19 protein-coding genes are annotated in these 23,704 nt (G+C 59.2%); 16 read left to right on the top strand and 3 right to left on the bottom strand.

The genetic code is table 11. The features are described 5' to 3' along the window. Nucleotides 1-18 precede the first annotated feature (18 nt). From gcvA to CAF63_RS05475, 3 genes are all read left to right on the top strand, one after another. Nucleotides 19-936 carry a transcriptional regulator GcvA gene (gene gcvA / locus CAF63_RS05485; protein WP_085683706.1) on the top strand — a complete coding sequence of 306 codons (918 nt, stop codon included), beginning with the start codon at nt 19-21 and terminating at the stop codon, nt 934-936. A gap of 64 nt (nt 937-1,000) precedes the next feature. After that, on the top strand, nt 1,001-1,828 hold the full coding sequence (locus tag CAF63_RS05480; RefSeq protein WP_085683705.1) for a DMT family transporter: 828 nt from the start codon (nt 1,001-1,003) through the stop codon (nt 1,826-1,828). A 29-nt stretch (nt 1,829-1,857) separates the two neighbouring features. After that, nucleotides 1,858-2,619 (top strand): SDR family oxidoreductase, encoded by a 762-nt coding sequence (locus CAF63_RS05475; protein WP_085683704.1) that lies wholly within the window; start codon nt 1,858-1,860, stop codon nt 2,617-2,619. A gap of 64 nt (nt 2,620-2,683) precedes the next feature. Here CAF63_RS05475 and CAF63_RS05470 read toward each other — a convergent pair whose 3' ends face one another. Beyond that, the gene (locus CAF63_RS05470) at nt 2,684-3,598 is read right to left on the bottom strand and encodes a LysR family transcriptional regulator (protein ID WP_074690647.1); all 915 of its coding nucleotides are present in this window, start codon (nt 3,596-3,598) and stop codon (nt 2,684-2,686) included. 270 nt (nt 3,599-3,868) lie between these two features. Here CAF63_RS05470 and CAF63_RS05465 point away from each other — a divergent pair, with 270 nt between their 5' ends. The 4 genes from CAF63_RS05465 to pgm all read left to right on the top strand — a co-directional run bounded on the left by CAF63_RS05465 (nt 3,869) and on the right by pgm (nt 10,094). Next, a complete protein-coding gene (locus tag CAF63_RS05465; protein WP_085683703.1) occupies nt 3,869-4,891 on the top strand; it encodes a zinc-dependent alcohol dehydrogenase family protein in 1,023 nt (340 codons plus the stop codon). A gap of 545 nt (nt 4,892-5,436) precedes the next feature. After that, entirely contained in the window at nt 5,437-6,891 is a 1,455-nt protein-coding gene (locus CAF63_RS05460) for a hypothetical protein (protein ID WP_085683956.1), read from the top strand. A 49-nt stretch (nt 6,892-6,940) separates the two neighbouring features. After that, nucleotides 6,941-8,371 carry a PLP-dependent aminotransferase family protein gene (locus CAF63_RS05455; RefSeq protein ID WP_085683702.1) on the top strand — a complete coding sequence of 477 codons (1,431 nt, stop codon included), beginning with the start codon at nt 6,941-6,943 and terminating at the stop codon, nt 8,369-8,371. 76 nt (nt 8,372-8,447) lie between these two features. Further along, nucleotides 8,448-10,094 (top strand): phosphoglucomutase (alpha-D-glucose-1,6-bisphosphate-dependent), encoded by a 1,647-nt coding sequence (gene pgm / locus CAF63_RS05450; RefSeq protein ID WP_085683701.1) that lies wholly within the window; start codon nt 8,448-8,450, stop codon nt 10,092-10,094. A gap of 62 nt (nt 10,095-10,156) precedes the next feature. On the opposite strand, the gene CAF63_RS05445 is transcribed toward pgm, so the two are convergent. Beyond that, nucleotides 10,157-10,852, bottom strand: coding sequence for a pirin family protein (locus tag CAF63_RS05445; RefSeq protein ID WP_085683700.1), 696 nt, complete (start codon nt 10,850-10,852; stop codon nt 10,157-10,159). A 279-nt stretch (nt 10,853-11,131) separates the two neighbouring features. On the opposite strand from CAF63_RS05445, the gene CAF63_RS05440 reads away from it, so the two are divergent. Further along, nucleotides 11,132-13,606, top strand: a complete 2,475-nt coding sequence (locus tag CAF63_RS05440) for a UvrD-helicase domain-containing protein (RefSeq protein WP_085683699.1) — start codon at nt 11,132-11,134, stop codon at nt 13,604-13,606. Between the two features lie 57 nt (nt 13,607-13,663). On the opposite strand, the gene CAF63_RS05435 is transcribed toward CAF63_RS05440, so the two are convergent. Continuing rightward, a complete protein-coding gene (locus tag CAF63_RS05435) occupies nt 13,664-13,936 on the bottom strand; it encodes a DUF1652 domain-containing protein (RefSeq protein WP_011334086.1) in 273 nt (90 codons plus the stop codon). A 264-nt stretch (nt 13,937-14,200) separates the two neighbouring features. On the opposite strand from CAF63_RS05435, the gene CAF63_RS05430 reads away from it, so the two are divergent. The 8 genes from CAF63_RS05430 (at nt 14,201) to CAF63_RS05395 (ending at nt 23,704) form a co-directional block, all read left to right on the top strand. Next, the gene (locus tag CAF63_RS05430; protein WP_085683698.1) at nt 14,201-15,016 is read left to right on the top strand and encodes an AraC family transcriptional regulator; all 816 of its coding nucleotides are present in this window, start codon (nt 14,201-14,203) and stop codon (nt 15,014-15,016) included. Nucleotides 15,017-15,067: 51 nt separating this feature from the next. Next, nucleotides 15,068-16,474 carry an FAD-binding oxidoreductase gene (locus tag CAF63_RS05425; protein ID WP_085683697.1) on the top strand — a complete coding sequence of 469 codons (1,407 nt, stop codon included), beginning with the start codon at nt 15,068-15,070 and terminating at the stop codon, nt 16,472-16,474. 29 nt (nt 16,475-16,503) lie between these two features. Next, on the top strand, nt 16,504-16,848 hold the full coding sequence (locus CAF63_RS05420) for a cupin domain-containing protein (protein ID WP_011334089.1): 345 nt from the start codon (nt 16,504-16,506) through the stop codon (nt 16,846-16,848). A gap of 56 nt (nt 16,849-16,904) precedes the next feature. Next, complete coding sequence (locus tag CAF63_RS05415) at nt 16,905-17,990, top strand: polyamine ABC transporter substrate-binding protein (RefSeq protein WP_085683696.1); 1,086 nt, start codon at nt 16,905-16,907, stop codon at nt 17,988-17,990. Nucleotides 17,991-18,376: 386 nt separating this feature from the next. After that, a complete protein-coding gene (locus CAF63_RS05410; RefSeq protein WP_085683695.1) occupies nt 18,377-19,843 on the top strand; it encodes a serralysin family metalloprotease in 1,467 nt (488 codons plus the stop codon). A 93-nt stretch (nt 19,844-19,936) separates the two neighbouring features. Further along, nucleotides 19,937-20,365: an AprI/Inh family metalloprotease inhibitor gene (locus tag CAF63_RS05405; RefSeq protein ID WP_158090782.1), complete on the top strand. Its 429-nt coding sequence runs from the start codon at nt 19,937-19,939 to the stop codon at nt 20,363-20,365. 205 nt (nt 20,366-20,570) lie between these two features. Then, nucleotides 20,571-22,358 (top strand): type I secretion system permease/ATPase, encoded by a 1,788-nt coding sequence (locus CAF63_RS05400; RefSeq protein WP_011334093.1) that lies wholly within the window; start codon nt 20,571-20,573, stop codon nt 22,356-22,358. After that, nucleotides 22,355-23,704, top strand: a complete 1,350-nt coding sequence (locus tag CAF63_RS05395; protein ID WP_085683694.1) for an HlyD family type I secretion periplasmic adaptor subunit — start codon at nt 22,355-22,357, stop codon at nt 23,702-23,704. Before CAF63_RS05400 ends, CAF63_RS05395 begins: the two co-directional genes overlap by 4 nt.

Here is a 23,704-nt window from a genome sequence, read left to right as displayed (position 1 = left end):
ATCCCGGACCCTGTGTTTATGAGAGATCTGCCCCCGACCGCAACCTTGCGTGCTTTCGAAGTGTCTACCCGGCACCCGACTTTCACCGCCGCCGCGCAGGAACTGCATGTGACTCAAAGCGCGGTCAGCCATCAGCTCCGGCATTTGGAAGAACTTTGGGGCCTGCAGCTGTTTGAACGCGGCAAGTCGTTACGGCTTACGCCTGCGGGCGCTACCTTGGCGCCGATTGTGCGCGAGTTCTTCATGAGCCTTGAGGCGACGCTGGCTGATTTGCGTGAGCAAAAGGGCAGGGTCCGGCTCAGCGTCAGCACAACCTATTCCTTCGCGTTGAAATGGCTGCTGCCACGCTTGCCGAACCTGGCCCGCCAGCACCCGGAACTGTTGGTGTCGCTGGACACCACGGACAAGGTGATCCATTTCGCCAGCAGCGAAGCCGATGTCGCGATTCGCTTGGGCAAGGGCAATTATCCTGGTCTGTATTCGCAGTTTTTGTTCGGTGAGCAGGTTTTCCCGGTGGCCAGTCCCGAACTGCTGCAACGCGTCGGAATGCCGGGCAGTCCTGCCGACTTGTTGCAGTTGCCGCTGCTGGCTCGTGACGGCGCTGAGCTCGCGCCGAAATGGGAAGTGTGGTTCCAGTCCGTCGGGCTGGCGTTTTCGCCACTGCGGGAAAGCGTCAGGTTTGGCGATACCAATATGACGGTGGAGGCGGCTTTGCTCGGCCAGGGTATTGCTCTGGTGCGCAGTGGGCATGTCGAGAACGAAATCGGTGATGGCCGTCTTGTGCGGCTGTTCGATGTGCCGTTTCAGTCGCCGCTCGCTTATTACTTCGTTTGTCCCAAGGGCGTTGAGACGCAGCCGCACATTGAGTGTTTTCGCGAATGGTTACTCGGTGAGGCGCTGAAAGTGCAGGGCGGGCAAGTTTCAAGACATGAATAATCACTCATGGTGCAATGAGGAGTCTTCTCTGTAGTCCTGCCGTTCGGGCTGCCTAAAATGGCCAATGCCTACTCATCTCGTCCTCCTTGTCCTGTTCGCCGCGCTGCTGCACGCCAGCTGGAACGCGCTGCTGCGCGGCGGTGCCGATCGGCTCTGGTCGATGACGGTGATGTGCGTTGCAATTGCTACGGTTTGCGCAGTTGCCGCGATGTTCATGGCAGCGCCTGCACCTCAGAGCTGGGGGTACGCGCTGCTTTCGGCATTGCTGCATGTCGGCTACAACCTGTTTCTGGTGCGCAGTTACCGGGTCGGCGATCTGGGACAGATTTATCCGATTTCGCGCGGCTCATCACCTGCGTTGATTACGCTCGGCGCCGTGTTGTTTGCCGGCGAAACCATTACCCCCGGCCAATTGCTCGGCATTGCGCTGGTGTCAGGCGGAATCATTTCGCTGGCCTTCCGGGGACGCAGCCTGTCGGTGCCAAGCCTGCCTTATGCACTGGGAACCGGTTGCTTTATCGCGGCTTATAGCGTGATCGACGGCATTGGCGCGCGGCTTTCCGGTGCACCGCTTGCCTACACGGTGTGGATGAGTGCCTTGTGGGGCGTGCTGATGCCGGCGGTCTACATCGGTCTGCGCGATGTCCGCAGCCTGTTTTCGATCCGGCCCGGAATGTTCGCTGCGGCAATGGGGGGGCTGGTCTCTCTGCTTGCTTATGCAATCGTAATTTACGCGATGAACGAAGCCCCGCTGGGCGCGGTGTCAGCCTTGCGTGAAACCAGCGTGCTGTTCGCGGCGTTGCTTGGCTACCTGTTCCTCGGTGAAACACTTACCGTCCGCCGGATGCTGGCCTGTGTGGTGATCGCCTGCGGCGCGATCATCATCGGCTGACTCGGCTTCATCTGCCAAGGAGTAATTTCATGGTTAACGTCTCGCAGGCTCCGCTGATTCTGATCACAGGTGGCAGTCGGGGAGTGGGCGCCGCCACCGCCCGACTCGCCGCTGAACAAGGCTACGACGTCGCGATAAGTTACGTTGCCAATGACGCCGCCGCGCTGAAGGTTGCGGCAGACGTCGAAGCGATGGGACGCAAGGCGTTGGCGATGCGCGCCGACAGTGCTGACCCCGAGCAGGTCGCGGGGCTTTTCGCAGCGATCGACCACACGTTCGGGCGCATCGATGTCCTGGTCAATAACGCTGGCGTGCTGGCGCAACAGTCACGCCTTGAGGACCTTGGCTTCGAGCGCATGCAGCGCATCTTTGCGGTCAATGCTCTCGGGCCGATACTGTGCGCCCAGCAGGCCGTGAAGCGCATGTCCCTGCGCCATGGCGGTGCGGGCGGCGTGGTGATCAATGTCTCGTCGGCTTCGGCGCGCTTGGGCAGTCCGAATGAATATGTCGACTACGCGGCCTCGAAAGGCGCGCTGGAAACATTCACCATCGGATTCGCCAAAGAGGTGGCCCGCGAGGGCATTCGCGTCAACTGTATCCGCCCGGGTCACATCTATACCGACATGCATGCCAGTGGCGGCGAGCCGGGACGGGTTGATCGGGTCAAGGACTCGATCCCGATGGGCCGGGGCGGCCAGCCGGAGGAAGTGGCGCGGGCCATCTTGTGGTTGGCCAGCGCGCAGGCCTCGTTTGTTACCGGTACATTCCTGGACGTAACGGGCGGTAAATGAGTCGGGTGGGCTGTTATAGCGAGGTGCACCTGAAGTGATCAGATGAACAAACGCCCGGCGAAATCTAGAGACTGTCAGGATCGCCGAAAAACATCTGAATCCGCGACCGCAACCACCTTTCCCCCGGATCGTTATCCTGCGACCCACGCCACGCCATGTGCAGTTCAAACGTACGAGTAGGCAACGGTGGATCTTCCGCGCGCAGACCGCCAGCCGCTGTCAGTGCTTCCGCCGTGTAATCGGGAACGGTCGCTACGATGTCGGTGCCCGCCAGCAGCGTACCCAGTCCGTTGAACTGCGGCACCGCCAGTACCACATGCCGTTTACGTTCGAGCTTTTCCAGCTCTTCATCGACGAAACCACTGAGGTCGCCGGCAAACGACACCAGCGCATGCGGCCGAGCGCAGTAATCGTCCAGGCTCAACGGCCCCGGCACCGTATCGGCGCGCAGCAGTTTGGGTGCGCTACGGCGCAGGACCTTGCGTTTGGCGTTGGCCGGCAGGTCGGTGGTGTAGCTGACGCCGATGGAGATTTCGCCGGAGGCGAGCAGGCCGGGCATCAGGATGTAGTTGACGCGGCGCACCACCAGCACGATGCCGGGCGCCTCGGCGCGCAGGCGCTTGAGCAGCATCGGCAGCAGCGCGAACTCGACGTCATCAGACAGACCGATGCGAAATACCGAGGTGCTGGTGGCCGGGTCGAATTCAGCCGCACGGCTGACGGCCGTGGAAATCGAGTCCAGGGCCGGGGAGAGCAGGGCGAAGATTTCCACCGCGCGGGCGGAAGGCTCCATGCTGCGTCCGGTGCGCACGAACAAAGGGTCGTCGAACAGGCCGCGCAGGCGAGAAAGTGCCGCGCTGATCGCCGGCTGGCCGAGAAACAGCTTTTCCGCCGCACGGGTCACGCTGCGCTCATGCATCAGCGTTTCGAACACGATCAACAGGTTGAGGTCGACACGACGCAGGTCATTACGATTCATCTGGAGTCCTGGCAGAGTCATCAAGCTTGACGAGAGCGACCATATGAGAACAATGGCCGGCATGAATCTTACGGGGAAAGGCTGGTAGTCTGCACCGGGTAATTCAGCTTTACTGAGAAGGCGGCAGCAGTTTTTTCATGGATTTTCTCAATGCTGACCATGCTGCGGAATCAATGACAGGCATGTCGACTATTAATAGCCACTGATAGTCTTGGCTGGAAAGCCCAGATAGAGTTCATGGCATTAGAGGTTACTTTGACGAGGTTTGCGATGTCCCGCACGATCCGTTTTCACAAGTTTGGTCCAGCCGAGGTGCTCAAATGCGAAGAGCATGCGGCTGCTCAGCCAGGTCCTGGCGAAGTGCAGGTGCGTGTCGAGGCGATCGGCATCAGCTGGTATGACACGCTCTGGCGCCAGAATCTGGCGTCGTCCCAGGCGCGTCTGCCTTCAGGCCTTGGCCATGAAATGGCCGGCGTAGTCACAGCCATCGGCGATGGCGTCGAAGATCTGGCCGTGGGCGACAAGGTGGCCAGTTTCCCGGCCGAAAGCCCCAATGATTACCCGGTCTACGGCGAACTGATCGTTCTGCCGCGTACTGCGCTGACCCGCTATCCGGACGTGCTCAGCCCGATCGAAGCCAGCGTGCATTACACGCCGCTGTTGATCGCCTATTTCGGTTACGTTGATCTGGCGCGGGTCAAACCCGGCCAGTTCGCCCTGGTGACCGACGCCAGCCACTGTGCCGGTCCGTCCTTCGTCCAGTTGGGCAAGGCGCTGGGTGTGCGGGTGATTGCTGCCACCAAGACGGCGGAGGAGCGTGAGTACCTGCTGTCCCTCGGTGCCGAGAAAGTGATCGTTACCGAAGAAGAAGACCTGTTGATGCGCATCAACAAGATCACTGACAACCGCGGTGTCGACGTGGTGTTCGACGGTCTTGGCGGCCCTCAGATGTCGCTGCTTGGCGATGTGCTGGCACCGCGTGGCAGTCTGGTGCTGTACGGATTGCAGGGTGGCAACCAGACACCGTTCCCGGCCTGCGCAGCGTTCCAGAAGAACATTCAGTTCTTCGTGCATTGCATCGGCAACTTCACCGGCAAGCCGGAGCTGGGCATCATTCAGGATCACGTCGCCTTGCAGCGTGCCCTGCGCGATATCAACCAGCTCACCGCCGACCGTGTGCTGCTGCCGCTCAAGACTCGTGTGTTCGCGTTCAACGAGTTTGTCGAAGCTCACCGGTACATGGATGAATGCCCTTGCCGCGAGCGGGTCGCCCTGCAAATCGAACCTGCCTGACCCTTCCGATCAGAGTCCGTGGCCCCACGGACTCTTGTGCGTACCTTCCTTCAGACATCGAGAAACCCTGGGCCAGGCGCCTGGGGAAGTTCAGCAACTGAACTGGTATTTGTTCTCGATCTGTATCTTCTAATCGCCATTCAGACCCTGATAATTGAATGACTACTTTCATCTCAAGGAATGAGCTATGGCTGTGCATTCTATTTGTCTCGTACCAGATCAGTCGGCTGTTTATAGGCGAACATCAAACTCCTGTTTAATATTTGTAGGGCTGCTACGTAATCCCTTCTTTTTTTCTTGTGCTCATCTTGCGCAGGACTCTGTAAGACGTTTCCTAAGTATTGGTTGCCTTGCGGAAAACCCTGTACCGACAAGGGGTTGCGCGAATGTGTCTGCCCGGCCTAAATCCATTGGGCTTAACTGTTTCAAATAACTACAAAAGCTTAAGTGTTAGCATTTAGCGTCTATTAATTAATGAAGAATGATTGTGCATCCGCTATTCGTGGCTGCGCGATATGAAACCTTTGATATCGGGTGAAGTACTGATGAGCACGATCCATGATCAGGCAATGAACTATGTCTACCAGCAAGTATTGCAGCGCCTGCTGAGTTTCTTTTCCCGTGCCGAGCGTACGGCGTTGCAACTGCTGATTCAGCGATTGGCGGTCGCTGCTGGCGGTATGGATCGCATCGGAGAGTTCAAGGTCCTGGTGAATCAGTCCGGCACACGTGACTGTTGCTACAACCTGGCTCTGTTGCGTGCGGCGCAATTGAGTATCGCCGGACGCGCGCCGGGTACGTTCCAGTTGCGGGTTGCGACCCAGCGCTGGAGCGGCGCGCCGGCCTCGGCATTGCAAAACATGCATCGTAGTTTCGGCGCGTTGTTTCTGTATGACGATCCGCGGGTTGAGCTTCTGATGGTGGATCATCGCGAGGTGCTCCCTTTCAGTCATCAGACGTGCGTCAGCGACGAAGGCCGTGAGGCCGGTCGCTTGAATCTGCTGATGTTGGGGCATCGTCGCGGATGGGATGAGGGGCTGGTGCTATGGGATGACCTGTATCTGACCACGGCCGAGTTCTACGGTCAGGTCGCACGCTGGAGCAATGGTGTCGATGCGTTGATCGGCAGTGAAAGCGTGAGCAATCAGGAGCAATTCATCGAAGGTCTGGATCGAGCCGCGCGCAAGGCGAACATTGGCGCTTTGCCGAGAACGGCTGGCGGATTCGGTGAACTGTTCAGCTTGCTCGACAGCATGGGCGGTGATTGTTACCGCGCGTTGTACCCCGAAGCGGAACTGGCATCATGGCGACCGCTTGGAGAGTTCGAGGCCTGCCGACGTACCAGCTACATCGGCATCGACGACGTGGTTGTCGGCAAGATGGAGGAACGATGGCCCTTGCTCAGTGACTTCCTCGGCTTCCAGGCCGATGAACTGATGTTCGAAGTCCGTACCGGCGAATGCGCCGATCCCTTGATAGGGGCTTACCTGAGCGGCCTGCAGGCCAGTCATATCGAAGGGCGCAGCTACGAAGACGGTGTGGCGGAGTATTTGCAGAACTGTCTGGCGTCGATGCGTCGCAGTGGCGCGCCGGAACAGCTCTGCGAACGTTTCCTCGCGACATTCGGCAATCTGTCCGATCTCGACGAACACAGATCGCTGGCTACCTCATCTCTGCAACGAAACTTCAGCGTCAATGAACCACAACTGACCTGTCTGCTGTTCGCCCCCTTTATCGATGGTGGTGTCGGGCTTGAGCGTTTTTTGCGCACCTGCCATCCGGGCATGCTGGTCGCGATGCCGGAACTGCACCGCGCCATGCAGGGGTTGCACGCACCGGAGCAAGTATTGCAATGGATGACCGATGTCAGCGGATTGCCCGTCCGGCTGATCAGCCGTTTGTACGCGATGGGCGGCATCCGGATGGACATGCCGGCAGCGAAAAAACCGGAGCTGTCAGATCGCGAGGTCTCCCTGGGTGACCGTTCGGCGGAAGGGTGAAGGTGATCGTATCGCTCGAGCACGGGAAAAATGATGTGGACACTGGCTCATGAGCATTTCGCGAGAAACTGATTTTGCCTATCAGGCGGTCTATCGCTACCTGACCCAACTGATCAATGAGCCGGGCAATCAGGGGGCGATTCGCCTGCCATCGTTAAGGCAGCTTGCCGAACGGTTGAGCGTGTCAATTTCGACCATCCAGTACGCATATGCCTTGCTGGAGAAAGAAGGCCGGGTCTATTCCGTGGCCAAGTCGGGTTATTTCGCGCAACCGACATCAGCGTTCATGACCCCGGGGCGAGGCGGGGACCTGCTGGAAACGGTCTATGTCAACGCCAGATGCTCCGGCATGCGGGTATTGAGCGCTGATGACCCGGCCTCGGTTCAACCTCTGGATCGTCCGCTGCTGATGCTGGAGAGAGAGTTATTGCGCCAGTATCCAAGGCACCTGCAAGCACCGGCCCAGCCTTGCGGCGAGCTTGAATTGCGCACATTGCTCGCAGCGCGTTACACCTCATCCGCGACACATAGCTGGCATGCCGAGGATGTCTATATCGGTGCGGACATGAGAGGGGTGCTGGAAATACTGATCGCAGTCCTCGAACTGCGCCACGCAACCGTACTGGTCGAATCACCCTGCGAATGGGTGATCCTGCGCCTGCTCCAGTCTTTCGACGTGCGGGTCATCGAATTGCCGGTGCAAACTGACGGTACGTTTGATACAGAAAAACTCGAAGCGTTGCTCACCGCCGAACCTGTTCGCCTGATCCTGCTGTCCTCGAAATTGCGGATGCCCCATGGCAGTCGATTTCCTCGGGACAACCGTCATGCGATTGCGCAGTTGCTCGTAAGCCATGGGACCTGGGTGCTGGAAAACGACTGTCATGGCGAGTTGCTGGACGACATGGAGGACCGGCCGCTGCGCGAGCTGCTGGACCCTGATCGCTTGTTGGTGTTTTCCTCGTTCGAGAAATATATCGGCGTCGAGGCTCCCTACGGCTTTGTACTGTCGCGGCAATGGCACCCTGATCTGCAACGTCATTTCCTGCTGCGTTCGTTCCGCCTATCTCCGATCCGCCAGAGAGCCATTGCGCGTCTGCATGCAAGCGGACGAGTCGATCTGCATCTGAGCGTTCTCAAACGTCAACTCAGGGAACGACGCACGCCATGGATCGAACTCATACATGAACGCCTGGGGGAAATGCTGGATGTTGTCGAGCCGCAGGGCGGCGGCACGATCTGGCTTCGTTCCCGGCACCCGATAACAATGGACGCGGTGTTTCAAAGACTGCTGAAACAAAACGTATTGATTGCACCTGGGGAGTTGTTCAGTATTCAGGGATTGCATGATCAGAGCCTGCGTCTTGGTGTGACCGGCGGAGCGGAGGACGAGCTGTTAATACTTGTCGGACTGCTCGGGGACGCATTGCGATTGGCCCCGCGGACGGATGTGTTTAAACACTCCCTTTGCACCGGATAGTTCCCGTCGCGCTCCGGTCTAACTGCCAGTAAACTCCGCTGTAATTTCCTGAACCACTCTATTTCAGAGGTTTTGCATGACACTCAGTCCTTTTGCGGGCAAACCGGCACCGGCAGAATTGTTGGTCGATATCCCGCGACTGGTAACGGCGTACTACACCGGTCAACCCGACGCCTCGGTTTCCACCCAGCGAGTGGCGTTCGGCACCTCCGGGCACCGGGGTAGCTCCTTTGATTTGAGTTTCAACGAATGGCACGTGCTGGCTATCAGCCAGGCGATCTGCCTGTATCGCGAGGCCCAGGGCATCACCGGGCCGCTGTTCGTTGGTATCGACACGCATGCACTGTCGACCCCGGCCGGGGCCAGCGCCCTGGAAGTGCTGGCGGCCAACGGCGTGACCGTAATGATCGCCGAAGGTGATGAATACACCCCGACCCCGGCGGTTTCCCACGCCATTCTTTGCTACAACCGTGGTCGTACGTCCGGTCTGGCTGACGGCATCGTCATCACGCCGTCGCACAATCCACCGCAAAGCGGCGGTTACAAGTACAACCCAACCAACGGTGGCCCGGCCGACACCCACATCACCAAGTGGATCGAAGCGAAGGCCAACGAGTTGCTGGCCAACAAACTGGCCGGCGTCAAACGCATCAGCTACGAGCAGGCGCTCAAGGCCAGCACCACCCATCGCCACGACTACGTCAACACCTACGTGGCCGACCTGATCAACGTCATCGACTTCGATGCCATTCGCGGCGCCAAACTGCGCCTGGGCGTCGATCCGCTGGGCGGAGCAGGGGTGCGCTACTGGTCGGCGATTGCCGAGCACTATCGTCTGGACCTGGACGTGGTGAACAAGGAAGTCGATTCGACGTTCCGCTTCATGACCGTCGACTGGGACGGGCAGATTCGCATGGACCCATCGTCCAGCCATGCCATGCAAGGCCTGATCGGTCTCAAAGAACGCTTTGACGTGGCCTTCGCCTGCGACCCGGATCACGATCGCCACGGCATCGTCACGCCATCCGGCGGTCTGCTGGCACCGAACAATTATCTGGCGGTGTCTATCGACTACCTGTTCCAGAACCGTCCGCAATGGCGTGCCGACGCAGCCGTGGGCAAAACCGTGGTCAGCAGCGGTCTGATCGATCGCGTGGCCAAGCGTCTGGGCCGTCGCCTGTACGAAGTGCCGGTCGGCTTCAAATGGTTTGCCGATGGTCTGTTCGACGGCTCGCTGGGTTTTGGCGGCGAAGAAAGCGCCGGCGCCTCGTTCCTGCGCAAGGACGGCGGCGTCTGGAGCACCGACAAGGACGGCCTGATTCCAGCCCTGTTGGCCGCTGAAATGACTGCCCGTACCGGCCGCGACCCGAGCCAGGCCTACCGTGCTCTGACTGATGAGCTGGGCGAGCCGTTCTCGGTGCGTGTCGACGCCAGGGCCAATCCTGAGCAAAAAGCGCTGCTGAGCAAGCTGTCGCCGGAGCAGGTCACCTCGACCGAGCTGGCGGGCGAGAAGATCCAGAGCATTCTCAGCAAGGCTCCAGGCAACGATCAGGCCATTGGCGGCCTGAAAGTGATGACCGAAAACGGCTGGTTCGCTGCGCGTCCGTCGGGCACCGAAGACATCTACAAGATCTACGCCGAAAGCTTCATCGGCGACCACCACCTCAAGCAACTGGTGGCTGAAGCGCAGACTCTGGTAGACGGTGCGATCAGCACCCAGTAAATCCAGGCAACGGAAAAGGGCGACCCTGAGGTCGCCCTTTTTTGTGCCCGCGATTCATGCGATCAGGCGAGATCCACCAATACGATTTCGCTGTCTTCCAGCGCCGTGACAGTCAACACCTGTTCATCAGCCACCGCTACACCGTCTCGAGCTTGTGCGCGCAAGCCATTGACTTCAATCACGCCCGTAGCCGGAACCAGGTACGCCCGGCGTCCTGCATCGAGGCGGTATTCAGCCGTTTCCCCGGCCTTGATATTGGCCGCCACCAAACGCGCGTCAGCGCGGATACGCAGACTCTGATCGTCCCCGTCCTTGCCGCTGGCGAGGGTCACGAAACCTTCGCGGTCGCCTTTTGGGAACGGTTTGGCGCCCCAGGACGGCGGTGCGCCGGTTTCGGTTGGCAGAATCCAGATCTGGAAAATCTTGGTGTCCGTGGCTTCCAGGTTGTATTCGCTGTGGGCGATCCCGGTGCCGGCGCTCATCACTTGCACGTCGCCCGCTTCGGTACGGCCTTTGTTGCCCAGGTTGTCCTGATGGCTGATCGCACCTTCACGCACGTAGGTGATGATCTCCATGTCGCGGTGCGGGTGAGTAGGGAAACCCGTGCCGGCGGCAATGATGTCGTCGTTCCACACACGCAGGTTGCCCCAGCTCATGCGTTGCGGATCGTAGTACTCGGCGAACGAAAAATGGTGATGGGCATCCAACCAGCCGTGATGGGCGCCGCCCAGCGAGCTGAAAGGTCTGAGTTCAAGCATGATCGTCTCCTCAAAAGGTTCGTCATGGGGCGTGATGCCTGAGCCACGAAGCGAGACCGGGTGATTGATGGCAAGCATCATCTATCAGTCGATCATCGATAAAAAGCGTAAAAAGTGCAGTATTCCCATCGAATCGATTGATATAAAAAAGGTTCAAAACCGTCTCATCCCACCTTCAATTCATCGCCTAAACCAATGACCTGTAAGCATTTCGCTAGAACAAAAAAGCAAATGCAGACACCATAGCCCTCAACAGCCTCACATCCGGAGTCCGTCAGCGTGGCGCAACACACCCCCGATCTTCCTCCCGAACTTCGCCCCCTGGCCGAAATGCCCTGGTTCAAACGCCTGGCGGCGCGTTTCCTTGGCCACGGTCTGACGCAGCTGCGTGCTCAGCACCGGGCCTCGTGGCTGCACGGCCAAGCTGACGGTTTTCGCAGCGGGCATACCGCCGGCGTGGATTACGGGTACAAGGAAGGCAAGGCTGACGGGCTGGAAGAGGGTCGCCAGGTCTTGTTGATCCGCGACAGCCGCAATACCGAGCATCGCCCGCCGGGTATCGATAATCACCTGTTCGACGACTGGCGACTGCCGCTTAGCGCTGAACTGAAGAAACGCATGAAAGCTGACGTCGCGCGTCTGTTGCCGGCCCACGCCCAGCCGAGCGCGGCGCAGTGGAAGATGATCTTCAGCGATACCCCGTCAACTTCGGTGATTGCCGGCGCCGGAGCCGGCAAGTCGACCACGCTGGTGCTGCGGATCCTGCTGCTGACTCATTATCTGGGCTTCGAGCTCGATTCGATGACCGTGGTGACGTTCACTCGAGAGTCGCGCAAGGACTTCATCAACAAACTGATCGAACTTTTCGCGTTGTGGGGCCGGGCACTCAGTCAGAAAGATGCACGGGATCTGGTGCGCACCTTTCACTCGCGGATCTTGCCGATGGTTCGCAGCCTGCCGGGATTCGAGCGCTTGCAGGCATTCGAAAACCTCAGCCACCGCGCGCCGGGTGGGGATGAAGACGTCGACAGCAATCCGTTTGATCTGCGCATCAACGACGCACAGCGCCAGCAGCTCAACGCCTGTTACCACCGTCTCTACAAAGAAGACCCGCGCTTTGCACAACTGATCCAGCCGTTGTCCCGGCACGCCTTGCAGCTCAAGGAGCTGGAGCGCGATCACCCGGACGTGCAGAAGCGCGTCGCTGTAACAGAGCTGGCGGCTCGCCGCGATGAAGAGCTGTGCGACATGATCGAGGACTTGTGGCTCCGCGCCGACGCCTGGCCGATCAAGGGCATCGAACCCAGCCGTCAGACATTCGAAATCAACGGCGCGTCATTCCATTGCCACGGCTACATTCCGAGCCTGGATGCCTGGGTGGTATTGGGTTTCGACCCTCGGGAAAACCCGCAGGTCTGCCGTCCCAACGCCAAGCTGACAGTGCGTGCAGAGTGGGCAGTCAAGCGCACCCTGTTTCAAGCTTTCTGTCGTAAACCATTGATTTGGCTTGATAGTTACGAGTCATCAAAACGATTATTGGCCACGCTTGCAGGCGATGTCAGCGCCGGTCCCGGCTTCGATTACAAGGTCAAAGGCGAGCTGGCGTCCGCGCCGTTGCTGGACTGTTTTGTTGCCGCCGCCGGTTTCATCGAGAACCTGGGCCTGGATGTGCCGGACGCCGTTGGCCGAATGAGTTTCGCCAAGGACGATCCGGACCGGTTTTTCTTCGAAGCCTTGAGTCTTTTCTGGCGAGCGCTGGAAGACCATTTGCTGGATCAGAAGCCACCGGTCATGACCTACAACCGCATGTTTGCACTGTTCAGCGAGCTCTCGCCGGAAAACTTCAAACTGCTCAGCGATGAATTACTGCGGCCGATGTCGCACCTGATGATCGATGAGTTTCAGGACGTTTCGCCGCAGATCGTCTCGTGGATTCGCGCCAGTCTGTCGGAAATACGTAGTCGCGGCCCAGCGATGCATGTCGGACGAGGCGCGCAGCGATCGTCGCTGCTTTGCGTAGGCGATGACTGGCAATCGATCTACGGTTGGCGCGGCAGTTCGCCGAGCTACTTCATGGAATTCAACAAGGAGTTCCCGTCGCCGAACACGACCCGGGTGATGCTCAGCGACAACTATCGCAGCCATCAGCACATCATCGACGCGGCGGAGCACATCGTTCGTGCAGCGCCGGCGATCCCGGGCAAGAAGGCCAAAGCGAGCGGCGAGGAGAGACCGTTGCAACCGGTCAACGTACTGGAGCGCGACGATCAGGCGCTCGGCCAGCGCTTGGCGGAACACTATCGAAAGGGCGATTCAATCCTGATGCTCTATCGAAAAAGTAGCGATAAGTTATTGATAGAGCAGCATATTCAGTCTGTAGTTAATGTAGATTCTAGCTTGCCGTACGAATCGCGGCGCCTGAAACAATTGACCTATCACAGCGCCAAAGGGCTGCAGGCCGACGCGGTTTTTCTGCTGGGCGATTGCCAGCACCTGACCAGTTCGCCGTACAAGAATCAGCTGTATCGCATGGCTGGGCTGGGCAAGGCCGGCGACAGCGAGCCGTACGACAGCGCGCAAAAAGACGAAATCCTGCGCTTGGCCTACGTCGGCATAACTCGCGCGGTCAGCCACTGTTACTGGTACGTCGAGCCGCAAGACACTCAGGCGGTCAACATGCCCCGGGCTTCGGACCGGGTTGCCAAAGGCAAACCGTTCTTCGTCGATCATCGTCCGGAAAAGAAAACAGCCTGAATTCAGCGCCCATAAAAAAGCCCGCACATGGCGGGCTTTTTATTGAAAATCAGTTAGTTACGCGTAACTCTTGAGCGATTCCGGAGGAATAAAAGCCTCCAGTTCGTCCTCAACAGCTTCGATTATTCGCTCCACATCCGCCGCGTTCATCACCGTGGCACAGGGAATGCCGGCGATCGCGATCAGGGTTTCGCCGCTGGCCCGATCGAACAGGCGCGCGACCAGACTGCCCGGCGCATCCATGGTCGCCTCGAAACCCATGGGATGAAAATGCCAGCGCATCAGCTGGCAGGCATTGGGGAACGTGACCTTGCTTGACCCTTTATTCATGTGTTGCCCGCCTTCTTCATCGAGCGCTTCCGTTTGCTCATGGTAGGTGGGAAGAGCCTTCATTGGCTCAACCGGTGACTGCCTTTAAAAGTAGCATCTGGATGTGAAATTCCTGTGAGAATTTTCAGTTCATTTAGCGATTGCGCGGATTTTTTTGATGTAAGTCACGGTCCACCCCAATCGTCGCCAAAGTGCCATTACGGTCGGGTTGTTGATGCAGGACCAGAAGTTGGGCAAGCTCGGTTCTTTTTCCAAGAGCCCCTTATGCACGCCGATGATGACGGCCCGGAACAGACGCGGGCCACGGCCGAAACGGTCATGCGCTATCACCTGTGCTGGAAACACCGGGACCTGGATGGCGTGATGGCGCTGTACCACCCGGACATTCAGTACAACGATTTCTTCCAGAACCGCGTGCTCGGCCTCGACGAGTTGCGCGAGTACGTCCGGGTCAGCATGCCGCGCGAATCCGACGAAGCGCTGGAGCATTGCGACCGCATCCGCATCGACGGCAACACCGCCTTCATTCAATACGAAGTGACGCTGCGCGGCGGCAACGGGCTGGTGTCGTTTCGCTCCAGCGAAGCGATCACCGTCAAGGACGGGCAGATCTGGCGGGTCAACGAATATGCGTCGCTGGTGCGCGAACAGGCCGACAGCCCTACGGCAACCAGCCAACGTCCGGCGGTGAGTCGCCTCGGTCTGTCGCCACGCCAGTTGAGTTTCATGGCCGATGACTTGCAGCAGTATTTCCAGCGTCAGCAACCGTATCTCGACCCCGAACTCGATCTGCAACGGGTGGCGAAGGAGTGCGGGTACAGCCGCAACCAGATTTCTTATTTGCTGAATCAGGTGCTGGGGCAAAGTTTCTACCGGTACGTCAATCAGGCTCGTCTGCAACATCTATTGCAGTCGCTGGACAACGCTACGCCGCCGCTGCGCATCGATGAACTGGCTTTCGCCGCCGGTTTCAATTCGCTGTCGGCTTTCTATAGCTGCTTTCGCCAGCACACCGGCCAGTCGCCCAAGGCCTACGCGAAGCAAATTTCTTTGCGGACACGCGCGCAAGACAATTCCTGAGTCCAGCCTCTAGGATCGTCGCCATCGAACCCTGGATTGGCGGAGTCTTGCATGCCGGCGTGGCGCACTATCAGTTTGTGGATGGATCAACTCGATGAGCCGCTGACCGCGCGCCCCTCGCTTGCGCAGGACCTGGACGTCGACGTGGCGATCATCGGCGCCGGTTACACGGGGCTGTGGACTGCGTACTACCTGAAACAACAGGCGCCGAGCCTGAACATCGCCATCATCGAAGCGCAAACCGCCGGGTTCGGCGCATCCGGTCGCAACGGCGGCTGGTTGATGGGCAATTTGCTGGGCGAGGATCGTTTGCTGGCGGGCCTCTCGCCACAACAACGCCGCGCTTCGTTCAACCTGTTGCACAGTATTCCTGATGAAGTAGAAGTCGTCCTCAAACGCGAAGGCATCGACTGCGATTACCGCAAAGGCGGGGTGCTGTACTGCGCCGCGCGCTATCCCGAGCAGGAAGTGAGTCTTCGCGACTACCTGAAAAAACTCCACGCTCAGGGCCTGACCGTCGACGATTACCGCTGGCTCAGCCCCGAACAGCTGGCGCAGCAGCTGCGCATCGCCAAACCTTACGGCGGCATCTTCGCGCCACACGTGGCGACCATTCACCCGGCGAAACTGGTGCGCGGCCTGGCGCGAACCGTTGAAAGCATGGGGGTGAAGATCTACGAAAACAGCCCGGTCACCCAATGGCAGGCCGGCAGCCTGCGTACCGACAAGGCCAGCGTGCGCAGCCGCTGGATTGTTCCGGCTATCGAAGGTTATTCCGTCACGCTGCCACCGCTGGGCCGTTATCAATTACCGGTGCAGAGCCTGATCGTTGCCACCGAGCCGTTGTCAGCCGCGACCTGGGACGCGATCGGCCTGAGCCGAGGCCAGGCTTTCAGCGAGTTCAGCCGTCAGGTCACTTACGGCCAGCGCAGCGCCGATAACCGGCTGATCTTCGGTGCCCGTGGCGGTTATCAGTTCGCCGGCAAGCTGCGCCACAACTTCGACCTTACGCGCGATGAAGTCGAGCTGCGCCGCTATTTGTTCGGCGAACTCTTCCCGCAATTGAAAAACGTACAGATTACCCACGCCTGGGGCGGCAACCTCGGCATGTCCCGGCATTTCAAACCGCACATGCTCTGTGACCGGGTCAACGGCATCGCACTGTCCGGCGGCTATGGCGGGGAGGGTGTCGGCGCTTCCAATCTGGGCGGTCGCACACTGGCCGATCTGATTCTCGAGCGCGACACCGAGCTGACGCATCAACCGTGGGTGCTGCCCGACGGCGGGATTCACGCGCTGCGGGCCTGGGAGCCGGAACCGTGTCGCTGGCTCGGCTACAACGCGATCATCAAAAGCTTCGTCCACGAAGACCAGACCCTGGCCAACCCGGCGACTGCGCCCTGGCGGCGCAAATTTGCCAGCCGGGTGGCCGGGTTCATGGAAGGTTTCATGCACTAAACGTTGTTTACTACGAGACAGGTAACGCCATGAGCATCACCCAATTCAAGAACACCGCCACGTTGCAACTGGATGAGTCCAATCCGGTGGCCGTGCCGCTCGGCACGCCGGTGGCGATTGCCTCGACCACCAGCGTCGAGCGCGACGACGGCGTCGAAACAGGCGTCTGGGAATGCACCCCCGGTCGCTGGCGCCGGCAGATCACCGCTCAGGAGTTCTGCCATTTCATTTCCGGTCGCTGCACGTTCACCCCGGACGATGGCGGCGAAACCCTGCACATACAAGGTGGCGACGCACTGATGTTGCCGGCCAACACGCTCGGGATCTGGGACATCGAAGAAACCGTGCGCAAGACCTATGTCCTGATTTTCTGACGTTTTGATCCTTTTGATTGCCTGCCAACAACAATAGCCAATACAGGAATCGATCCATGATCCGAAAGACCCTCGCGCTCGCACCCTTGATGCTCGCCGTTTCCATCGCTCAGGCGGCGGATTCGGTCAAGGTTTACAACTGGTCCGACTACATTGCGCCGGACACCGCCAAGAACTTCGAAAAGGCCAGCGGCATCGGCGTCACCTATGACGTCTACGACAGCAACGAAACCCTCGACGGCAAGCTGATGACCGGCAAATCCGGTTATGACGTGGTGTTTCCGTCCAACCACTTCATGGCGCGGCAGATCGAGGGCGGGGCGCTGAAGAAGCTCGACAAGAGCCAGTTGCCGAACTGGAAGAACCTCAACCCGGTGTTGCTCAAGGCCTTGCAGACCAACGATCCGGGCAACGAACACGGCTTTCCGTACCTGTGGGGCAGCACCGGCATCGGTTACAACATCGCCAAGGTCAAGGCTGTACTGGGTGACAACGCCCCGGTGGATTCCTGGGACTTGATCTTCAAGCCCGAATACATGGAAAAACTGCAGAAATGCGGCGTGGCGATCCTCGACAACGGCCCGGAACTGCTGCCGGCGGCGCTCAACTACCTGGGTTTGCCGCATCACAGCAAGAATCCCGAGGACTACAAGAAAGCTGAAGCGCTGCTGATGAAAGTGCGGCCGTATGTCAGCTATTTCCATTCCTCGAAATACACCAGCGATCTGGCCAATGGCGACATTTGCGTGGCCGTCGGTTTCTCCGGCGACATCCTGCAAGCGGAAAACCGCGCCAAAGAAGCGAAGAACGGCATCGAAATCGGCTACGAGATTCCCAAGGAAGGCGCCGCGATCTGGTTCGACATGGTCGCCATGCCCGCCGATGCACCAGACGAGAAGGCCGGTTACGCGTTCATGAACTACCTGCTGCAGCCCGACGTCATGGCCGGCATCAGCAACTATGTGCATTATGCCAACGGCAACGAACAGGCCGACAGCCTGATCGATCCGGCGATCAAGAGCGACACCAAGGTTTATCCGAGCCCGGAAATGATGGGCAAGCTGTTCGCGCTGGAAGCGATGCCGCTGAACATCGACCGGATCCGCACGCGGGTGTGGAACAAGATTCGTACAGGCAGCTGAAGAAAACAGGCGAGGGCAGTACAGCCCTCGCCTGATATGTACTGTTGAATCAACTTGATATCAAACCACTGGCATTGCACTGATAAAGTGCAGCAAAGTGAGACACTGCTAACAAAAAACAACTTACCGATATTTAATATTTAAATAAGAAATCGTCAGACAATTAGGCGAATTCACCATACTTACAAACTTCTTTCGGCGGCATGCGCTTTGTTTACGGGAGTTTCCCGGAACAGTTCAATTTGATCTCAAAAAAACGCTAGACGTTAGATTTCAAATTGTGTCAGGTTTCTGATGCCTTCATTGGGCGAGTGATAGGACAATCTCGCCAGAGGTTGTCGCTATCGGACAAAAACTGTTCCATTGCTAAACAAGGAAGTGTGTTTATGTCGAAAGTAAAAGCTAATGCTGTTGATACCGCCGAACAGGCTTTTCAGCTGGGCGCGGCGCCGCAACCTCTGGCAGCGACCAGTACGGCGTATAACCAGATCAACAGCTTCAGCCATCAGTACGATCGTGGCGGCAACCTCACGGTCAATGGCAAACCCTCCTTTTCCGTCGACCAGGCCGCAACCCAGTTGCTGCGCGACGGCGCTGCCTACCAGGACAAGGATGGCAGCGGCAAGATCGAACTCACCTACACGTTCCTGACTTCGGCATCGTCCAGCACGATGTACAAACACGGGATCAGCGGGTTCAGTCAGTTCAGCGCTCAACAAAAAGCCCAGGCCGTGCTCGCTATGCAATCCTGGGCCGACGTGGCCAACGTGACCTTCACCGAGAAAGCCTCGGGCGGTGACGGCCACATGACTTTCGGTAACTACAGCGGCGGCCAGGATGGCGCTGCAGCGTTCGCTTATCTGCCAGGCACTGGCGCCGGTTACGACGGTACGTCGTGGTACTTGATCAATAGCGGTTACACGCAGAACAAGAACCCGGATCTGAACAACTACGGTCGTCAGACTCTGACCCACGAAATCGGCCACACCCTCGGCCTGGCACACCCGGGCGATTACAACGCCGGCAACGGCAACCCGACCTATAACGACGCGACCTACGGGCAAGACACCCGCGGCTACAGCGTCATGAGTTACTGGAGCGAAAGCAACACCAGCCAGAACTTCAGCAAGGGTGGCGTGGAAGCCTATTCCTCCGGCCCGCTGATGGACGACATCGCAGCGATCCAGAAGCTCTACGGCGCCAACCTGACCACCCGTACCGGTGACACCACCTACGGCTTCAACTCCAACGCCGGTCGCGATTTCCTCAGCGCTTCGTCGTCGGCCGACAAGCTGGTGTTCTCGGTGTGGGATGCGGGCGGCAAGGACACCTTCGACTTCTCGGGTTTCACCCAGAACCAGAAGATCAACCTCAATGAAGCCTCGTTCTCCGACGTTGGCGGCCTGGTGGGCAACGTGTCCATCGCGAAGGGCGTCACCATCGAGAACGCGATCGGCGGTTCCGGCAACGACCTGCTGATTGGCAACAGCGTAGCCAACGAGCTCAAGGGTGGTGCCGGCAACGACATCCTCTACGGAGCCGGTGGTGCCGACAAGCTGTGGGGCGGTGCGGGTTCGGACACCTTTGTGTTCGCGGCCAGCTCTGACTCCAAGCCGGGTGCGATCGATCAGATCCTCGATTTCGTCAGCGGTCTGGACAAAATCGACCTGACGGGTATCACCAACGGTGCAGGCCTGCACTTCGTCAGCGCTTTCACCGGCGCGGCGGGTGATGCGGTTCTGACGTCCTCGGGCGGCAACAGCCTGTTGTCGGTGGACTTCTCCGGGCACGGCGTGGCTGATTTCCAGGTCAGCACTGTTGGCCAGGCGGCGTACAGCGACATCGTGGCGTGATGTAACAAGGGAAAGCGGCGCGTCATGCGCCGCTTTCTTCACTTGCATCGCCGTGACCGGTAAGCAAGGCTACGTGCCGGAGTGAAATTTCCTATGATCCAATTCGCTTTTACCCGCAAAGCGGTGGCGTATCTGTTGCCGATGCTGATGATGATTTCTGGAGAAACAACCATGGCAAGCAGCCTGAGACTTGAAGACCCATCAGTATTTGCCGGGCAGTGGCAAGCGACCCTGAGTGCCCGCAGTGACAGCCCCGAAGCGCAGGCCATGCAAGACAAACCGTCGAACACCTGCCAACTCGACCTCGAAGCCAATCAGACCCTGGGCAAAGGCGCCGATTGCCTGAGCGCGTGGTTGCAGGAGGGTGCCATTGGCTGGTTCCCCGATCCGGACGGTCTGTCGATCACCGGCAAGGAAGGCTCAAGAATCCAGTTTTTCAGCCGACAACGTGACGGGCTTTATCTGAGCACTTTGAAGTCAGGCCTGGTGATTACACTCAAGCGTTCAGCGCAGCAGCCGTAATGACCGGAACGGACTGACTGTTTGAATATAAAGCACCCCGTTACAGTTATAAGCGACAGTGCAATAAAACGCAGGCTCGCTTTAATCGCCGAAGTTGTTATTGAAGTGTAAGCAAGTATTGACGGTGTATGTCCCGCGCTCAAGGCGGACAATTAATTGGAAGTCTCGCCAAGCAGGGCGGGAAATATCATTTCAGGAATAATCAATGAAGATGGCGAAGGCCCCAGCCACCGCTCCCTTATTCAAGGCATTAGGTGACTATAAAAGCATTCTGATCAGCGTCGGATGCTTTACCGCACTGATTAACGTGCTGATGCTGGTGCCCTCCATATATATGCTTCAGGTCTACGACCGGGTGCTGTCTTCGCAGAACGAAACCACCCTGGCGATGCTGTCGCTGATGGTCGTCGGTTTCTTCGCCTTCATCGGTCTGCTGGAAGTGGTGCGCAGCTTTATCGTGATCCGCATCGGCAGCCAGCTGGAGCGCCGCTTTAACCTGCGGGTCTATCAGGCGGCGTTCGAGCGCAACCTGTTCAAGGGCGAGGGCAACGCCGGGCAGTCCCTGGGTGACCTGACCCACATTCGCCAGTTCGTCACCGGGCCAGCGCTGTTCGCGTTCTTCGATGCGCCGTGGTTCCCGGTCTACCTGTTCGTGATTTACCTGTTCAACGTCTGGCTCGGCGTGCTCGCCACGGCGGGTGCGCTGCTGCTGATCGCGCTGGCGTGCCTGAACGAATACATGACCAAAAAGCCGCTGGGCGAAGCCGCCGGCTTCTCGCAGAAATCCAGCCAATTGGCCACCAGCCATCTGCACAACGCCGAAACCATTCAAGCCATGGGCATGCTCGGTGCCTTGCGCAAGCGTTGGTTCCAGGTGCATTCGCGCTTTCTCGGCCTGCAGAATCAGGCCAGCGACACCGGCGCGGTGATCAGCTCGCTGAGCAAAACCTTGCGCCTGTGCCTGCAATCGTTGGTGTTGGGCCTTGGCGCACTACTGGTCATCAAGGGCGACATGACCGCCGGCATGATGATCGCAGGTTCCATCCTGATGGGACGGGTGCTGAGCCCGATCGACCAGTTGATTGCCGTGTGGAAACAGTGGAGCGGGGCGAAGCTGGCTTACCGTCGCCTCGATGCGCTGCTGCAAGCCTTCCCGCCGAGCGATGACGCCATGGCGCTGCCAGCGCCGAAAGGCCAGATCACCTTCGAACAAGTCAGCGCCGGCCCTCCGGGTCAGCGTGCCGCAACCCTGCACATGGTCAATTTCAACCTCGCGGCCGGTGAAGTGCTGGGCGTACTCGGTGCTTCCGGCTCCGGCAAATCGACTCTGGCGCGAGTGCTGGTTGGCGTATGGCCTGCTCTTGGCGGCACTGTGCGTCTGGATGGCGCCGATATTCACCGCTGGAACCGCGATCAGCTCGGCCCGTACATCGGCTATCTGCCGCAGGACATTGAGCTGTTCAGCGGCAGCATCGCCGAGAACATCGCCCGCTTCAGCGAAGCCGATCCGCAAAAGGTCGTGGCCGCCGCGCAACAGGCCGGCGTACACGAACTGATCCTGCGCATGCCGCAAGGCTACGACACGCAACTGGGCGAGGACGGCAGCGGTTTGTCCGGCGGCCAGAAACAGCGCGTGGCACTGGCCCGTGCGCTATACGGCAACCCGAGCCTGGTGGTGCTGGACGAGCCGAACTCCAACCTCGACACCGTCGGCGAAGCCGCATTGTCCAGTGCCATCGTGCAGCTCAAGGCCCAAGGCACCACCGTGGTGCTGGTGACTCACCGTTCTTCGGTACTGGCCCAGGCCGACAAGCTGTTGGTGCTCAACGACGGTCGCCTGCAAGCCTTCGGCCCGAGCCACGATGTGCTCAAGGCACTGTCCGGCAATCAGCCCGGCAACCAGCCACAACAAAATGAAAAACCTGCGCAAGCACCGGCCGGGCTCAGCATGAGCCGACAGTATCAGCCGACGACAAGGAATTCGGGTGTATGAGCAGCGCAAGCATGAACACGCAGAACGAAGCCACCATGGAACATGCGTACATCACCGAACGCCCGGAGCGTGATGCGAAGTTCTTCGCCCGCATGGGCTGGATTCTGGCGCTGGTCGGCGCTGGCAGCTTCTTTACCTGGGCCGCATTGGCGCCGCTGGATCAAGGCATTCCGGTGCAGGGCACCGTAGTGGTGTCGGGCAAGCGCAAGGCCGTTCAGTCGATGAGCAGCGGCGTCGTCAGCCGGATTCTGGTGCGTGAAGGCGAAATCGTGAAGCAGGGCCAGCCGCTGTTCCGGCTCGACCAGACTCAGGTTGCCGCCGACGTGCAATCGCTGCAGGCGCAGTATCGCATGGCCTGGGCCAGCCTCGCGCGCTGGCAGGCCGAGCGTGACAACCTCAAGCAAGTGACCTTTCCGGCAGAACTGAGCGATAACGCCGATCCGCGCCTGGCGCTGGTGCTGGAAGGCCAGCGGCAATTGTTCAGCAGCCGCCGCGAAGCGTTTTCCCGCGAGCAGGCCGCCCTGCGCGCCAGCATCGAAGGCGCCACCGCGCAACTGGCAGGCATGCGTCGCGCTCGCACCGACCTCAACGCACAAGCCGACTCCCTTCAACAGCAGTTGAGCAACCTGCAACCGCTGGCCGACAACGGCTACATCCCGCGTAACCGCTTGATGGAATACCAGCGTCAGTTGTCGCAGGTTCAGCAGCAACTGGCGGAAAACACTGGTGACAGCGGCCGGGTAGAGCAGGGCATTCTCGAATCCCGGCTGAAACTGCAACAGCACGGCGAGGAATACCAGAAGGAAGTCCGCACTCAACTGGCCGATGCGCAACTGAAAAGCGTCACCCTGTCCGAGCAACTGACCTCCGCCGGTTTTGACCTGCAACACAGCGAAATCCTCGCCACCGCCGACGGCGTGGCGGTCAACCTCGGCGTACACACCGAAGGCGCCGTGGTGCGTCAGGGCGAAACCCTGCTGGAAATCGTTCCGCAAGGCACGCGCCTGGAAGTCGAAGGGCACTTGCCGATCAACCTGATCGACAAAGTCGGCACACACTTGCCGGTCGACATCCTGTTCACCGCGTTCAACCAGAGCAAGACGCCACGGGTGCCCGGCGAAGTCAGCCTGATTTCCGCCGACCAGATGGTCGACGAGAAAACCGGCGTGCCGTACTACGTGTTGCGCAGCAGCGTCAGCGATCAGGCCATGGAGAAACTCAACGGTCTGGTGATCAAGCCCGGCATGCCGGCGGAAATGTTCGTGCGCACTGGCGAACGTTCTCTGCTCAATTACCTGTTCAAACCGCTGCTCGACCGGGCCGGCTCCGCGTTGACTGAAGAATAA

The sequence above is a fragment of the Pseudomonas sp. B20(2017) genome (assembly GCF_002113125.1).
In the GTDB taxonomy this organism is placed as follows: Bacteria; Pseudomonadota; Gammaproteobacteria; order Pseudomonadales; family Pseudomonadaceae; genus Aquipseudomonas.
The sequence above is the reverse complement of the archived record's forward strand: the minus strand, read 5'-3'. Positions and strand labels throughout refer to the sequence as shown.

Excerpts from the sequence above, each read along its gene's own strand:
- CAF63_RS05475 (WP_085683704.1), top strand. The coding sequence starts at position 1,858 with ATGGTTAACGTCTCGCAGGCTCCGCTGATTCTGATCACAGGTGGCAGT.
- CAF63_RS05470 (WP_074690647.1), bottom strand. The coding sequence starts at position 3,598 with ATGAATCGTAATGACCTGCGTCGTGTCGACCTCAACCTGTTGATCGTG.
- CAF63_RS05435 (WP_011334086.1), bottom strand. The coding sequence starts at position 13,936 with ATGAATAAAGGGTCAAGCAAGGTCACGTTCCCCAATGCCTGCCAGCTG.
- CAF63_RS05445 (WP_085683700.1), bottom strand. The coding sequence starts at position 10,852 with ATGCTTGAACTCAGACCTTTCAGCTCGCTGGGCGGCGCCCATCACGGC.
- CAF63_RS05425 (WP_085683697.1), top strand. The coding sequence starts at position 15,068 with ATGCCGGCGTGGCGCACTATCAGTTTGTGGATGGATCAACTCGATGAG.
- CAF63_RS05465 (WP_085683703.1), top strand. The coding sequence starts at position 3,869 with ATGTCCCGCACGATCCGTTTTCACAAGTTTGGTCCAGCCGAGGTGCTC.
- CAF63_RS05455 (WP_085683702.1), top strand. The coding sequence starts at position 6,941 with ATGAGCATTTCGCGAGAAACTGATTTTGCCTATCAGGCGGTCTATCGC.
- CAF63_RS05400 (WP_011334093.1), top strand. The coding sequence starts at position 20,571 with ATGAAGATGGCGAAGGCCCCAGCCACCGCTCCCTTATTCAAGGCATTA.
- CAF63_RS05420 (WP_011334089.1), top strand. The coding sequence starts at position 16,504 with ATGAGCATCACCCAATTCAAGAACACCGCCACGTTGCAACTGGATGAG.
- CAF63_RS05460 (WP_085683956.1), top strand. The coding sequence starts at position 5,437 with ATGAGCACGATCCATGATCAGGCAATGAACTATGTCTACCAGCAAGTA.
- CAF63_RS05395 (WP_085683694.1), top strand. The coding sequence starts at position 22,355 with ATGAGCAGCGCAAGCATGAACACGCAGAACGAAGCCACCATGGAACAT.
- CAF63_RS05480 (WP_085683705.1), top strand. The coding sequence starts at position 1,001 with ATGCCTACTCATCTCGTCCTCCTTGTCCTGTTCGCCGCGCTGCTGCAC.
- CAF63_RS05415 (WP_085683696.1), top strand. The coding sequence starts at position 16,905 with ATGATCCGAAAGACCCTCGCGCTCGCACCCTTGATGCTCGCCGTTTCC.
- CAF63_RS05405 (WP_158090782.1), top strand. The coding sequence starts at position 19,937 with ATGATCCAATTCGCTTTTACCCGCAAAGCGGTGGCGTATCTGTTGCCG.
- CAF63_RS05430 (WP_085683698.1), top strand. The coding sequence starts at position 14,201 with ATGCACGCCGATGATGACGGCCCGGAACAGACGCGGGCCACGGCCGAA.
- CAF63_RS05410 (WP_085683695.1), top strand. The coding sequence starts at position 18,377 with ATGTCGAAAGTAAAAGCTAATGCTGTTGATACCGCCGAACAGGCTTTT.
- pgm (WP_085683701.1), top strand. The coding sequence starts at position 8,448 with ATGACACTCAGTCCTTTTGCGGGCAAACCGGCACCGGCAGAATTGTTG.
- gcvA (WP_085683706.1), top strand. The coding sequence starts at position 19 with ATGAGAGATCTGCCCCCGACCGCAACCTTGCGTGCTTTCGAAGTGTCT.